The organism is Plantactinospora sp. BC1, assembly GCF_003030345.1.
In the GTDB taxonomy this organism is placed as follows: domain Bacteria; phylum Actinomycetota; class Actinomycetes; order Mycobacteriales; family Micromonosporaceae; genus Plantactinospora.
Genome location: NZ_CP028158.1, coordinates 1091147 through 1104808, shown reverse-complemented (window position 1 = coordinate 1104808; position 13662 = coordinate 1091147). Strand labels below are relative to the sequence as shown.

13 protein-coding genes are annotated in these 13662 nt (G+C 72.5%); 3 read left to right on the top strand and 10 right to left on the bottom strand.

Annotation, left to right across the window (positions count from 1 at the left end; genetic code table 11):
* Positions 1–179 precede the first annotated feature (179 nt).
* A complete protein-coding gene (soxR, locus tag C6361_RS04605) occupies positions 180–620 on the bottom strand; it encodes a redox-sensitive transcriptional activator SoxR (RefSeq protein WP_369931406.1) in 441 nt (146 codons plus the stop codon).
* A 129-nt stretch (positions 621–749) separates the two neighbouring features.
* On the opposite strand from soxR, the gene C6361_RS04600 reads away from it, so the two are divergent.
* Both C6361_RS04600 and C6361_RS04595 read left to right on the top strand, forming a co-directional pair.
* Positions 750–1646 (top strand): NAD(P)H-binding protein, encoded by an 897-nt coding sequence (locus C6361_RS04600; RefSeq protein ID WP_107266867.1) that lies wholly within the window; start codon positions 750–752, stop codon positions 1644–1646.
* Positions 1647–1669: 23 nt separating this feature from the next.
* A complete protein-coding gene (locus tag C6361_RS04595) occupies positions 1670–2128 on the top strand; it encodes a nitroreductase family deazaflavin-dependent oxidoreductase (RefSeq protein WP_107266866.1) in 459 nt (152 codons plus the stop codon).
* Positions 2129–2197: 69 nt separating this feature from the next.
* Here the strand turns inward: C6361_RS04595 and C6361_RS04590 are convergent, their stop codons facing one another.
* The gene (locus C6361_RS04590; RefSeq protein WP_234359321.1) at positions 2198–3253 is read right to left on the bottom strand and encodes an amidohydrolase family protein; all 1056 of its coding nucleotides are present in this window, start codon (positions 3251–3253) and stop codon (positions 2198–2200) included.
* A gap of 238 nt (positions 3254–3491) precedes the next feature.
* On the opposite strand from C6361_RS04590, the gene C6361_RS04585 reads away from it, so the two are divergent.
* On the top strand, positions 3492–4682 hold the full coding sequence (locus C6361_RS04585) for a glycosyltransferase (protein ID WP_107266864.1): 1191 nt from the start codon (positions 3492–3494) through the stop codon (positions 4680–4682).
* Positions 4683–4789: 107 nt separating this feature from the next.
* On the opposite strand, the gene C6361_RS04580 is transcribed toward C6361_RS04585, so the two are convergent.
* The 8 genes from C6361_RS04580 to C6361_RS04545 all read right to left on the bottom strand — a co-directional run bounded on the left by C6361_RS04580 (position 4790) and on the right by C6361_RS04545 (position 13531).
* Positions 4790–6052 (bottom strand): nucleotide sugar dehydrogenase, encoded by a 1263-nt coding sequence (locus C6361_RS04580; RefSeq protein ID WP_107266863.1) that lies wholly within the window; start codon positions 6050–6052, stop codon positions 4790–4792.
* 167 nt (positions 6053–6219) lie between these two features.
* Positions 6220–7647: a serine/threonine-protein kinase gene (locus tag C6361_RS04575; RefSeq protein WP_107270731.1), complete on the bottom strand. Its 1428-nt coding sequence runs from the start codon at positions 7645–7647 to the stop codon at positions 6220–6222.
* 139 nt (positions 7648–7786) lie between these two features.
* Positions 7787–8878: an ABC transporter ATP-binding protein gene (locus C6361_RS04570; protein ID WP_107266862.1), complete on the bottom strand. Its 1092-nt coding sequence runs from the start codon at positions 8876–8878 to the stop codon at positions 7787–7789.
* A 12-nt stretch (positions 8879–8890) separates the two neighbouring features.
* Positions 8891–9712 (bottom strand): carbohydrate ABC transporter permease, encoded by an 822-nt coding sequence (locus C6361_RS04565; protein ID WP_234359320.1) that lies wholly within the window; start codon positions 9710–9712, stop codon positions 8891–8893.
* On the bottom strand, positions 9709–10632 hold the full coding sequence (locus C6361_RS04560; protein WP_234359319.1) for a carbohydrate ABC transporter permease: 924 nt from the start codon (positions 10630–10632) through the stop codon (positions 9709–9711). The genes C6361_RS04565 and C6361_RS04560 overlap by 4 nt, the downstream gene beginning before the upstream one ends.
* Positions 10629–11981 carry an ABC transporter substrate-binding protein gene (locus tag C6361_RS04555; RefSeq protein WP_107255935.1) on the bottom strand — a complete coding sequence of 451 codons (1353 nt, stop codon included), beginning with the start codon at positions 11979–11981 and terminating at the stop codon, positions 10629–10631. The genes C6361_RS04560 and C6361_RS04555 overlap by 4 nt, the downstream gene beginning before the upstream one ends.
* A 273-nt stretch (positions 11982–12254) precedes the next feature.
* Positions 12255–13148: an SRPBCC family protein gene (locus tag C6361_RS04550; protein WP_107266861.1), complete on the bottom strand. Its 894-nt coding sequence runs from the start codon at positions 13146–13148 to the stop codon at positions 12255–12257.
* Positions 13145–13531, bottom strand: coding sequence for a helix-turn-helix transcriptional regulator (locus C6361_RS04545; RefSeq protein ID WP_107255933.1), 387 nt, complete (start codon positions 13529–13531; stop codon positions 13145–13147). The genes C6361_RS04550 and C6361_RS04545 overlap by 4 nt, the downstream gene beginning before the upstream one ends.
* Positions 13532–13662 lie beyond the last annotated feature (131 nt).

The window sequence follows — 13662 nt, the reverse complement described above, 5'->3', positions numbered from 1 at the left end:
GAGAGCCTCCTCGGGGGTGGAATGCGGATCGCCCCGGCGCGCTGACCGGCTGCGAACCCCCTGCCGGCCCCGGCCCGCCGGGAGTGTTGCGGACCTGATACCCATCGCCCGATCCCGTGCAAACGCCGCCGTTGCCCGAGGCGGGGCCTGAGTCGTCCGGCGGGCGGCGGCGGGACCGGTCACTGCAACCGGCGCGGTCCCGAGCCCTGTTCGCCGAGTACGTCTCGCGGGTTGACCAGCCCGCACTGCTCGAAGGAGAGGCAGCCGCAGCCGACACACTCGGTGAACAGGTCGCGCATCCGCTCCAGCCGGGCGATCCGGTCGTTCAGTTCGGCGCTCCAGCACTCCGACGCGCGGAGCCAGAACTCCCGGGTGGGCGCGACGCCCTCGGGCAGGAAGCCGAGCACCTCTCCGATGACCGACAGCGGGATCCCGACGCTCTGCGACGCCCGGATGAAGGCGACCTTTCGCAGGGTGCTGCGGTGGTAGCGCCGCTGGTTTCCAGAGGTACGGCGGCTGCCGATCAGCCCCTGCCGCTCGTAGAACCGCAGTGCCGACGCCGGTACGCCGCTGCGCTCGGCCAACTCGCCGATCGTGAGTTCCTCCGCCTGCCAAGAGATTGCCGTCACCCCGCCGAGGCTAGCTTGACTTGAACCCTTGTTTAAGTCCGAGCCTGGGGTCGGCGGTCCCACACCGGGGCCCCGGGCCGGCCACATCCGGTCGGCCCGCTGCTACGAAGGGGAACCGACATGGGCGACAACCGAACAGTCCTGGTCATCGGCGCGACCGGGAACGTGGGGCGGCACGTGGTCAGCGGGCTGCTGGCGGCCGGTGTCGGCGTACGGGCGCTGGTCCGGGATCCCGACCGGGCCGACCTGCCCGACGGCGCCACCCCGGTCCGCGGCAACCTCGCCGATCCGGCCGGGCTGGCCCGGGCAGCCGCCGGGGTCGACGGGGTCTTCCTGCTCTGGCCGTTCTTCAGCACCGAGCTGGCCCCGGCGGTCGTGGACGCCGTCACCGCACCCGGGAGGCACGTCGTCTACCTCTCCGCGATGAACGTCCGGGACGACCAGGACCCGGCCCGCAACGGATTCTGGGGCGAGGTCGAGCGGCTGGTGGAGATGTCCGGGTCGACCTGGACCTTCCTGCGCGCCGGCGGCTTCGCCACCAACACCCTGGGGTGGGCGGAGCAGATCCGCGCCACCGGAACGGTCCGCTGGGTCTACGGCGAGGCGGCCCGGTCACTGATCCACGAACGTGACATCGCGGCGGTGGCGGTCCGGGCGCTGACCGAGCGGGGGCACGCCGGCCGGAAGTACGTGCTCACCGGGCCGGAGCCGGTGACCCAGGCCGAGCAGGCCCGGCTGATCGGCGAGGCGATCGGCCGGCCGGTGCACTGGGTGGAGATCCCGGTCGAGCAGGCCCGCCGGGAACTCCTCGCGGCGTGGGGCGACGGCGACCAGGTCGACGGGGCGCTGGCGTACTGGGCGGGGCTGGTCAGCGAAGCGGAGCCGGTGACCCGGACCGTGCAGCAGGTGACCGGGGTACCGGCGCGTACCTTCCGGGAGTGGGCGGCCGACCACGCGGACGACTTCCGCCCACTTCCGGTGCGGGACCTCGCACCGCACCGGGGCGGTAGGCTGTGATGCCGGACGGCCGGGGGAGACCGATGACCGGGACGCACGACGAACGGGACGAGGCGCCGGGGGAGGTACGGGACAGCCCCACCGGTTGGGTGTCGGCGCACGTCCGGCGCTATCTGGAGACCGACGGGGCGGAGGGACACGACTACCAGGGCTTTCCGACCCTGCTGGTCACCACCCGAGGACGGCGGACCGGTGCGCTGCGCAGGACCGCGCTGATCTACGGCCGGGACGACGACCGGTACGTCGTGGTGGCCTCGAACGGCGCCGCCGCCCGCCACCCGAGCTGGTTTCTCAACCTGCGGGCAGACCCGTCGGTGCGGGTACAGGTCCGGGCCGACCGGTTCGCCGCCCGAGCGCGGGTCGCGGACCCTGCCGAGCGGCCCCGGCTCTGGGAGTTGATGGCGGAAATCTTCCCCATGTACCGGACGTACGCCGAACGGACGTCCCGGCAGATCCCCGTGGTGCTGCTGGAACGCCACTGAGCCACCGGTCCGGTCCGGTTCGGTCGAGTCCGGGCTGGACCGTCGGCCGGGACGTGGCACGGCTGTCGACTATCCGGCGGCTGCCCGGACGAGTCGTCCCCGCAGCAGCACCGCGCTGGGGTGTTCCAGCCGGTCGAGGTCGTCGCGGGGGTCGTCGGGATAGACGACGGCGTCGGCGGGAGCGCCCGGAACCAGGCCCGGCAGGCCGAGGTAGTCCCGGGCGGTCCAGGACGCGGCACCGAGCGCGACGTGCGGGGGTACCCCGGCGGCCACCAGCGCGCGCACCTCGTCGGCGATCCGTCCGTGCGGCCGGGAGTCGGTACCGGCCAGCAGTGTGACCCCGGCCTCGGCGGCGGCCGCGACCAGTGGCCCGTGCGCGACGGCACCGGTCAAGCCCCAGCGTCGACGTGGGGTGTCGGCGGCGTCGCGCAGCCGGTCGAGTGCGCCGGTGATGATCGACAGTGTCGGGGTCAACGCGGTGCCCTGCTCCGCCATCCGGTGCAGCAGGGCCGGGTCCAGGTGCATGCCGTGCTCCACCGAGTCGACCCCGGCGGCCACCGCCGCCGCGCCGCCCGCCGCGTGCTGGGTGTGCACGGCGATCCGGCCTCCGGCGTCGTGCACGGCGGTCACCACGGCCCGGAGTACCTCCACCGGCAGCGGGTCGTCGCCCGGCAGCCAGTCGGCGATCACCTTCGCCCAACCGGTACGGGCGGCCTGGGCGGCGGCGACCTCCGGCAGGTCGGCGTGGGCTGCCCGGCGGCCCCAGTCGGCGAAGAACTGGCCGTGCTGGGCGATCCAGGGTCCGGCGTGGACCGCGCGCGGCAGGTCGGGGTCGGTGCCGAACCAGGGCGGTGGCTCACCGGCCAGGCCCGGCGCGCGGATCAGGGTCACCCCGTGTTCGGCGTGCCGGCCCAGGTCGACGCGGAGCAGTTTCTCGTCCAGCGGTCGACCGGGCGCCTCGGCCCCGGGGTGGGTGTGCGCGTCGACCAGGCCGGGCAGCAGCCACCCCTCGGCGACCAGTTCGGCGTTCCGGACCGGGTCGGTGGTCCAGCGGTCGCCGTCGGCGTACAGGTCGACCCACTCGCCGTCGGGCAGGGCGCGCCCGCGTACCCGGAGGACGCTCACCGGGCCCGGCCGGAACTCGCCCGGGGTTGCGCTGTCATGGGCGACCACATTACCGGCAGACCCGGCCCGCCGACCTTCGTCGACATCGGCCGATCCGGCCGGTCGGCCACTGTCGACCCTCCAAATTTGCCAGATCATCGGTCTATCTCTACAGATAGGCGTATAACGGGATCAAAGGTTGATTTCGGCGCGACCGATCACCGGATCGGTCCTGCCGCGACGCGCGAAAGGTCTGGTCATGCGACCGCTTCGGGTGCTGCGGATCATCTCCCGAATGGCTGTGGGCGAGGCCGCGCCGCAGGTCGGCGCGTTGATGCGTGGGCTGGACCCGGACCGCTTCGAGCAGCGGCTCTACGCGGGCCCGGTCGAGCCGGGTGCCGGCGACTACCGCCGGCTGCGCGCCTCCGACGTCCCGGTCAGGGTGCTGCCCGCGCTCCGTCGCCCGGTCCGGCCGGTCGACAACATCCGGGCCACGGCCGCGCTGATCGCGGAGATCCGGCACTTCCGGCCGGACCTGGTGCACACCCACGACCTGCGGGCCGGCCTGCTGGGCCGGGTGGCGGCGGTCACCTGCCGGGTGCCGATCCGGGTGCACAGCTTCCACACCCATCCGCTGCCCGGGTCACCGCCGGTCGCCGGTCAGCTCGTCGCGGGCGCCGAGGCGGTGCTGGCCCGGGCCAGCCACGCGTTGGTCGCGGTCGGTGCCCGGGTACGCGACGACCTGCTGGCCGCCTCGATCGGCCGCCCCGATCAGTACATCGTGATGCCGCCGGGGGCGAGCCTGTCTCCGTTGCCCGAGCAGGCTCGGGCGCGGCGTACCCTCGGACTCCCCGAGACCGGGCCGGTGGTGGCGTACCTCGGTCCGCTGAGTACGCCCAGACGGCCGGACCGGTTCCTCGCGGTCGCCGGGGCGGTCCGGCGTACCCGCTCCGATGTCCGGTTCGTGGTCTGCGGCGAGGGTGACCGGTTGGCCGAGACGGTCAGGGCGGCCGCCGCCAGCCGGATCGAGGTGACCTTCCTGCCCTGGCGGTCGGATCTGGAGACGGTCTACGCCTCCGCCGACCTGGTGTTGCAGACCTCGGACCACGAGGGGACGCCGCTGACGCTGGTCGAGGCCGGTCACGCCGGCCGGCCGGTGGTGGCGACCGACGTGGGCGGCACCGCCGAGGTCGTCCGGCACGGCCGGACCGGACTGCTCTGCGACCGCCGGGACGTCGACGGGTTGAGCCGGGCGGTGCTGCGGCTGCTGGGCGACGACGAGCTGCGGGAGCGGATGGGTCGGACGGCGCTGACCGAGACCAGGGAGGCGTTCGGCACGCCCCGGCTGGTGGCGGCGACCCGGGACCTCTACCACCGGCTCGCGATGGCCCGGGGCTGCTGGCCGACCGAGCACGTCGAGCCGGTCGGCGCGCTGGCCCGCGCCCGCTGACCCACGCCGCCGTCTGGCCGAAGGGTCATCGACCGATCCGCCGCTGCGGGCGAGCCATCCGCCGCTGCGGGCGAGCCATCCGCCGCTGCGGGACCCGGCCGCTGGGGTTACAGCCGCTCGACCACCGGGCCGCGGCAGCGGTCGCGGCTGTCGAAGACGTACCGGGCGGTCTTGATGATCATGTCGTAGTCGAGCCCGTCGTGGTCGGTGACCACCACCACCGCGTCGGCGAGCCGGACCTCTTCCTCGGTCAGCTCGACCATCGCCAGCTCGGTCGGCACGTGCCGGGGGTCGGCGTACGGCTCCACCGCCCTGATCCGGGCCCCGAGCGCGTGCAGCCGGCCGGCGAGGTCGATCGCGGGGGAGTCCCGCAGGTCACCGGTGTTCTTCTTGTACGCCAGGCCGATCATCAGCAGCCGGGCACCCCGCAGCGGGCGACCCCGGCTGCTCAGCCCGGCCATCACCCGCTGTGCCACGTACTCCGGCATGGTGTGGTTGATGTCGCTGGCCAGCTCGATGAAGCGGAACTGCCGGCCGAGCCGGCGCTTCACCTGCCAGGAGAGATAGCAGGGGTCGATCGGCAGGCAGTGCCCGCCGATCCCGGGGCCCGGCCGGAACGACATGAACCCGAACGGCTTGGTCGCCGCGGCGTCGATCGCCTGCCAGATGTCGATGCCGAGCTGGTGGCTGAAGGTGGCCAACTCGTTGACGAGTGCGATGTTGACCTGGCGGAACGTGTTCTCGATCAGCTTGGTGAGTTCGGCGACCCGGGTCGAGTCGACCGGCACGGTCCGCTCCACGATCCGGCGATAGAACGCGTCGACCCGGTCCAGCGCCGCCGGCCCCATCCCGGAGACCACCTTCGGCGTGTTCTCCAGCCCCCAGACCGGGTTGCCCGGATCGATCCGCTCCGGACTGTAGCCGAGGTGGAAGTCGTCCGGACTACGCAGCCCGCTGCCCTCCTCGAGCAGCGGCCGGAGCAGTTCCTCGGTCGTACCGGGATAGGTCGTCGACTCCAGGATGACGGTGCAGCCGGGGCGGACGTACGGGGCGAGTGCCGCCCCGGCCTGCTCCACATAGCTGAGGTCCGGTACGCCGTCCCGCAGCGGTGTCGGCACGCTGATCACGCAGACGTCGAAGTCCCGGCTGTCGGCGTAGTCACTGGTGGGCAGGTAGCGGCCGGTGGCCAGCGCCGCGCCGAGCCGCTGGTCGGAGATGTCCTCGACAAAGGATTCCCCGCTGCCGAGTCGCTTGATCCGGTCGGTGTCGAGGTCGAGTCCGACCACGTCCAGTCCCGACTCCACGGCGGCCACCGCGAGGGGCAGGCCGACGTATCCCTGACCAACGACAACCAGCTTTTCCCTGCTCATAGGGGCTCCCACCGGGCTTCGACAACGTCGAGCACACCTTAGGGGGATTTATCGTTGATCACCTTGGAAACGGGGATAAAGGGAAGTATTTCGCGCTCTGACCGACGACAACGATTCGGCGCACCGTCCGTAGTGCGGAGACTACCAACGGTGCGATGCCGTACGGCTCAGCCGTTGCCCGGTTCGACCGGCCCGCCACTGCCCGGCGGGTTCTCCGGACCGGTCGGCGGATTCGTCGGCGGCGGATTCGTCGGCGGCGTCGACTCGGTCGGCTCGTCGGTCGGCTCGCTGTCCGGAGTCGGGCTCGGCTTCGGCGAGGTGGTGGGACGCGGTCGGGGGGTGTCCCGAGGACGATCCGGGTTGGTCTCCTGCCCGTCCGGTACCGTCGCCGACGGCTGATCCGGGATGTGCGCCTCCACCGTCGCACTGCTGCTGGGCGTCGGGGACGGCGGCGCGTTCGTCGCCGGGGCGTCGTCGGCCATCTTGAGGGCGATCACCGCGGTCACCACCGCCGCGCCCAGTCCCACCACGGCGGCGATCCCGGCCAGGGTGAGGATGCCGATGCCCGGTTCCCGGTCCCGGCCGCCCGAGCCGACCACCGGATTGTCGGTCAGGGTGCTCGGCCCGCTCGCCGCGCCCGCACCGCCCGCCCGGCCGGCGCCGCCCGCCGCCGCGCGGACGCCGAGCCCGGTGACCGCGGTCGGCGACGGTGCCGGGGCGATCCCGCCGCCGTCGACGCCGCCCGCCGCGTCCGCCGCCACCACCTCCGGGTGGATCGCGGCGGCCCGGGCCGCCGTCGCCATCGCCGCCGCGTCCGGGTACCGGTCGGCCGGGTCCTTGGCCAGGGCCCGGCCGATCAACTCGGCCACCGGAGCGGGTACGTCCGCCGGCAGCGGATCCGGATCCTCGTGCAGGTGCTTCACCGCGACCTGCAACGGGTTCTCCCCGCTGAACGGCGGCTGCCCGGCCACGCACTGGTACGCCACCGCGCCGAGCGCGTAGATGTCGGTGGCGGCCGACACGGGCTTGCCGGCGGCCTGCTCCGGCGCCATGTAGAGCGCGGTCCCGGGTACCGCGTTCGAGCTGGTGATGCTGGTGATGTTGACCGAGCGGGCCACCCCGAAGTCGAGCAGCCGGACGGTGCCGTCGGCCTGCACCAGCAGGTTGCTCGGCTTGACGTCGCGGTGCACGATCCCGCCCTGGTGCGCGGCGTGCAGCGCCTGGGCGACCTGCGCCACCACGTGCATCGCGTCGACCACGCCGAGTCGGCCGGTGTCCCGGATCCGCGCGGAGAGCGGCTCGCCGTCGACGTACTCCATCACCAGGTAGTCGGTGCGGCCGGTCGGCAGTTCGTCCTCGCCGTAGTCGAAGACCTGCACGATGCCCGGGTGGTGCAGGGTGGCCAGCATCCGGGCCTCGGCCCGGAACCGCGCGATGAAGTCGGGGTCGGCCAGCAGCGAGGGAAGCAGCACCTTGACCGCGACCCGACGCCCGAGCACCACGTCGGTACCGCGCCACACGTCGCCCATCCCACCGGTGGCGACACGCTCGTCCAGGCGGTAACGCCCGCTGAGCAGGACTCCCGATTCCAGCACGTGCACACCGTACCCAGCGGGGCGGGCGGGTACCCAATCGCGGCGGCGGCAGCGGGGCATCGACCGGGTGGAGCCGTGAATCACCGTACCCGGAGGGCACCTCGACCGCTCCGCCGCCCCGGCCGGGCCGGTCGCCGGATCAGCCGGGGACGCCGATCGCGATCGAGTCGGCGGGGTGGTAGCAGCGCAGCCGGTCCGGGTCGACGGCGAGCCAGACCGGGCTGCCGGGGCCGATCCGGAACGTCGACGGCGCCTGCACCTTGAGCTGCCGGCCGGCCAGCTCGACGGTGAGCAGGATGGCCGCGCCGGTCGGCTCGACCACCTCCACCCGGGCCGCCAGCCGGTCCGGCCCGTCGGCGTCGTGGACCTCGATGTTCTCGGCCCGGACCCCCACCGTGACCTCGTCACCGGAATAGTCGCCGAGCAGTGGTGGTGCGGGGGTGGACTGGTCGCCGATCCGCAACCGTGCCGGGCCGTCGGTCCGGTCCACCCGGGCCGGCAGGAAGTTCATCGGCGGGGCGCCGAGGAAACCGCCGACGAACTCGTCGGCCGGGTGGTCGTAGACCTCCAGCGGCGGGCCGATCTGCGCGACCCGGCCCTCGCGCAGCACCGCGATCCGGTCGCCGAGGGAGAGCGCCTCGGCCTGGTCGTGCGTGACGTAGACGGTGGTGGTGCCGAGCTTGCCGACGATCCGCTTCAACTCGGTGCGGAACTCCATCCGGAGCAGCGCGTCCAGGTTGGACAGTGGCTCGTCCATCAGCAGCACGTCGGCGTCGGTGACAATCGCCCGGGCCACCGCCACTCGCTGCCGCTGCCCGCCGGAGAGCTGCGCCGGATAGCGGTCCAGGTATTCGCTCAGGTGCAGCAGTTCGGCCGCCTCGCCGACCCGCCGGTCGATTTCCGCCTTCGACGTCTTGCGCATGACCAGCCCGAACGCGATGTTCTGGCGTACCCGCATGTGCGGCCAGATGGCGTACGACTGGAAGACCATCGACAGGCCACGCTGCCGGGCCGGCAGCTCGGTCACGTCCCGGCCGCCGATCCGCACGCTGCCGGAGTCCGGGGTCTCCAGCCCGGCGATCATCCGCAGCAGGGTGGTCTTGCCGCAGCCGCTCGGCCCGACGAGGACCAGGAACTCGCCGTCGCGCACCTCCAGGCTGATGTCGTCGGTGGCGGGGGAGCGGGTTCCCGGGTACGTCTTCACCAGGTTCCGCAGCACGATCTCGGCCAACGTTCGTCCCTCTCAGCGGATCGTGGTTCCCCACATGTTCAACAGGTAGCGGCGCATGAACGCGATGAAGACCAGGGCGGGTACGACCAGCGCGAAGCCCCCGGCGAACCGGAACGCCAGCGGCGAGTCGGCCAGCGTCGAGAGCACCTGCGCCGGCAGGGTACGTCGGTTGAGGGTGAGCACCGCCGCCCCGAGCACCTCGTTCCAGGAGGTGACGAAGGTGAAGATGGCGGCGGCGGCGATCCCGGGCAGCGCCTGCGGGAGTACCACCCGGGCGAACGCCCTCGGCGCACTGGCACCGAAGACCATCGCCGCCTCCTCGTGCTCGACCGGCACCGCCACGAAGATCGCCGACGTGATCAGGACGGTGGTCGGCAGCGCCAGCGCGGTGTGCAGCAGCGCCACGGCATAGGTCGTGTCGTAGAGCCCGGTGGCCAGGAAGACCCGGGCCAGCGGCACCGAGAGGACCACGATCGGCAGCGCCCGGGTGAGCAGCAGGAAGAGCTGGTATGGCTCCCGGCCCCGGAAGGCGTACCGGGCCACGGCGTAACCGGCCGGCACCCCGAGGACCAGCGAGAGGGCGAGACTGAGCAGCCCCACCTCGACCGAGTTCTGGAACCCGCCGACCACGCCGGTGCTGTCCAGGAAGACCCGCATCGTCTCGGTGGAGACGTCGGTGGGGAGCAGCGAGAGCGGGAAGCGGTTCAGCGACTCCCGGCTGGAGAGCGCGGCCAGCGCGATCAGATAGATCGGCAGCCCCATGAAGAGGGTCACCGCGACACAGGCGAGGTGGATCGCGATCGTGCGGCGCCGGGCCGCCCGCAACCGGCTCACCGGCCACCGCCGGTGGCGGCCGGGTCGCGCAGCACCCGCAGGTAGACCACTGCGGTGCCGAGCGACATCAGCATGATCACCAGGGCGATCGCCGCCGAGACCCGTTCGTTCTGCAACGCCACGTACCACTGGTAGGTCTCGCCGACCAGCAGCGGAAAGCTCCGGCCGGTGAGCGCCTGGGCGACCGCGAAGGTCTGCAACCCGAGGATGGTACGCAGGATCAGCGCCACCTGGAGGCTGGGGCGCAACTGCGGCAGGATGATGTACCGCAGCCGCTGCCAGTACGTCGCGCCGAAGACCGCCGCCGCCTCGTCGTAGTCGCGCGGGATGTTCTGCAACCCGGCCACCACGATCACGAGTACCAGCGAGGTGGCCCGCCACAGCTCGGCCAGCAGCACCGCGACGAACATCGTGGTGTCGTTGTCGTAGGAGAGCCAGGCGTAGCCGTCGCCGAGCCCGAGGTGGGCCAGGACCGAGTTGAGGTAACCCCGGTCGGCGAAGATCGACAGCCAGACCAGCCCGGCGGCCAGGTCGCTGATCGCCAGCGGTACGCACCAGACGTAGAAGTAGAACGACGACAGCCTCGGCCGCTCCCGCAGCAGCAGCGCCATGGTCAGCGCGAACGCGAACTGCAACGGGATCAGTACGACGATCAGCAGTGCGGTGTTCCGGGTCGCCGTCCAGAAGTACGGATCGTCGAGCATCCGGCGCAGGTGGGCCAGGGTGGGCCCGTCGGCGCCGGTGAACGCCTGCCCGACCCCGACCACGATCGGCCAAAGGAAGAGCGCGGCCAGGAAGATCACCGAGGGGGCGACCAGCAGTGCCGCCGTCGGTACCCGGGGACGTCCCCGCCGCCGGTCCGGCCGGGCCGGTGCCGTCCGGGACGGTTCGGTGGGCGCCGGATCCGGCGCGGTGGTCACTGCACCCGGCACGTCTGCCCCGCCGCGACCGGGTCCGGGCGCCAGCAGGGCACCTTCACCTCGTCCAGGATGGTGTTGAGCTGCTGGGCCTGCCGGTCGAGGACCTGCTGCACCGGACGGCGGTCCAGACAGATCTCCTTGAAGCAGTTCTTGAAGATCTGGGACACCTCGCCGTCCTTGGCGCCCAACCCCACCGGGGGCAGGGCCAGCACCGCACCCTCGGCCTCCTGCTGCCGGCGTACCGCCTCGGCCTCCAGCGCCACGGCCGGCGGCAGGTCGGTCGGGAGAGCGGCCTCGACCACCGGGAAGAAGGCGTTGCGGCGCAGCACCTCCAACTGCACGTCCGGGGTGGTCAGCGCCTCGATCACCTGGCGTGCCCGGTCCGACTCGGGGGCGCCCTTCGGGATCGCCAGCCCGGCGACCACCAGCATGTAGCCGAGCCCCTTCGGGCCGCGCGGCGCGGGCGCCATCACCCAGTCGTCCGGCTTGTCGCCCGGGGCGTTGACCAGCCGGGCGACGTGGTCCCAGGCGATCAGCACCTCACCGCGTTGCAACGGCTCCTGCATGTTGTCGTAGTTGGTCGACGCGGGTGCGGTCTGCGCCCACAGCTCCACCATGTACTGCCAGGCCCGCACCGCCTCCGGGCCGCGGAAGGTGGTCATCTGACCGCCGGTGAAGCTCGGCAGCAGGTAGCCCTGGAAGAACCGGTGGTAGAGACCCTTCGGGCCACAGGGCAGGCCGAGGACCGGCTTGTTGCCGTTGGCCCGCCGGGCGTCGCCGACCCAGGTCAGAAACTGGTCGTACGTCAGGTTCTGCACGTCGGCACCGCTGGGCAGCCACTGCAACGCCCGCTTGTTGACGGCGAGCACGTACGACGCCTGCATCCACGGCAGGTAGGTGGTGGCGCCGCCGGCCAGCTTGCCGAGCTGGGCGAGGTCGGCCGGGAACTTCCGGTCGGCGAGCTTGCCGGCGAGGTCGTCGAGGTTTTCGAACTTGTCGGCGTGCGGGGCGAAGTCGCCGTGCAGCCCACCGGCGAGGCTGACCTGGACCCGCCCGGCACCGACCTGGGAGGTGATGGTCGAGGAGAAGACGTTCGGCTCGACCGTGTTGTACGCGACCGCGCCGCCGGGCACCCGGTCCCGGAGGATCTGCTCGAACCGCTGCCGCTCCTCGACCGGGGTGAACTGGGTGGAGAGGAAGGTGATCGAGCCTTCCTCGTCCGAGCCGCTGGTCGACGCGCCGCCGCAGGCGCCGAGGAGTGGCGCGGCCCCGGCGGCGATGCCGAGCCCGAGCAGCCGGCGCCGGTCGAGCCGGAGGTCGGTGCCGGGCGTGCCTGCGTGTCGTGCCATCGTGCCTCCCCGTGACGGTGGTGCCGGCCCGGTTCGGCTGCTGAGCGGGCACCGGTGCCGGCTGGAGCGGAGTGTCACAAGTGCACATATTCGCAAGCTTGGTGTCAAGCCGGGGGCGGCGTTACGGTCCGTCCCGTTATCGAACCGGCGCTCCGCCGAGTCCGGGTCCGGCCGGGCCCTGCTCCGCTGTGTGAGCCGGCCGAGGTCCTCGGCGGCAGCTCCCGGGCCGAGGTCTCCGGCGGCGGGCTACCGGCCGAGGTCCTCGGCGGTGGGTCAGCCGGCGAGCCGGTCGGCCTCTTCGGCGAGCCGCCGGGCGAGCGGTTCGATCCGGGAGCGCCAGGCGACCAGCGCGGTCGCCCGGTCGCCGGCCGCGTCGGCCGGGCCGGTCTGCTCGAGTACCAGCCGGGCGCCGTGGCCGGTGCCCTCGGCCAGTTCCCAGCGGATCCGCCCGGCCGGGACCCCGGCGGCTTCCCAGGAGTACTCCAGCAGCGTCGGTGCGGCCAGCGCGGTCACCGGTCCGGCCGGGAACTCGTCGGTGGTGAAGCCGGGCGGGGGCGGTGCGCCGAGCGTGGCCGGCCGGTCGGGTGCCGTCCCGGTCAGCGCCGCCCAGACCGCCTCGGCGGGGCGGGTCAGTTGCCGTTCGAAGCGCACCCGCCAGCCGTCCGGGCCGGTGTCGGCGACGCCGTCGGCCAGCCCGAACCGCTCGACGTACGACTCGTGCAGCCGTCCCGACGGTCGCGCCGACTGGTCGACGGGTCGGCCGTCCAGCACCTGTTCGAGCGCGTCGAGGCAGAGTCGCCAGCCGGAGGCGAAGCTCGCCGCGCCGGCCCGGTCGTCGAAGACGTGGCTGAACACCAGCAGGCAGCCCGGACCGTCCGGGTGCAGTTCGATCCGGAAGAGTTCCTCCTCCCAGCTGAAGGCGAACAGCCGGGGCGGGTCGTACGCCTCGATCCGGCCGACCGACTCCGGCGGCGCGTCCGGGCCGGACCCGAAACTGAAGGTCATCCGCCCGCCGGGGCGGGGGTCCAGCCGCACCTCGGCGGGAAACCACTCGCGGAGGTGCTCGGGCTCGGTGACGGCGGGCCAGACCTTCTCCGCCGGATGGGCCAGCCGGCGCTCGATGCGCAGCACCTGGCGTCCGTTGGCGGTGTCCAGGCTCTCGTTCACGACAACTCCTCGGTGTTCGGTTCGGGCTCGCGCTCGGGCTCGCGCTCGGGTTCGTGGTCGGGGAAAGTGTCGGACCCGGATGGCATGGTGTTCAGATGGCGTTCAAGCGCATCGATCCGGCTGGACCACATCCAGCGGTACGGTGCGAGCCAGGCGTCGAGTTCGGCGAGCGGTTCGGGGCAGAGTTCATACCAGCGTCGTTGCGCCTCCGGGCGGACCCGCACCAGCCCGGCGTCGCGCAGCACCCGGAGGTGTTTGGAGGTGCCCGGTTGGGTCAGCCCCAACTGCTCGGTCAGCTCACCGACCGAGCGAGGACGCTCGCGGAGCAGGTCCAGGATGCGTCGCCGGACGGGCTCGGCGAGGACTTCGAACGGCGTGATCACGACGGTTAACATACCAAGCCAGTAATATGCCGAGCAAGTTATGCACGGTCACGCTCGGCAACAGTCCGGAGCGTGTGCTCCGGAAAACCGGGTAAGGGGAGTCGGTTCCCCAGGAGGGAGGACCCGCGCCG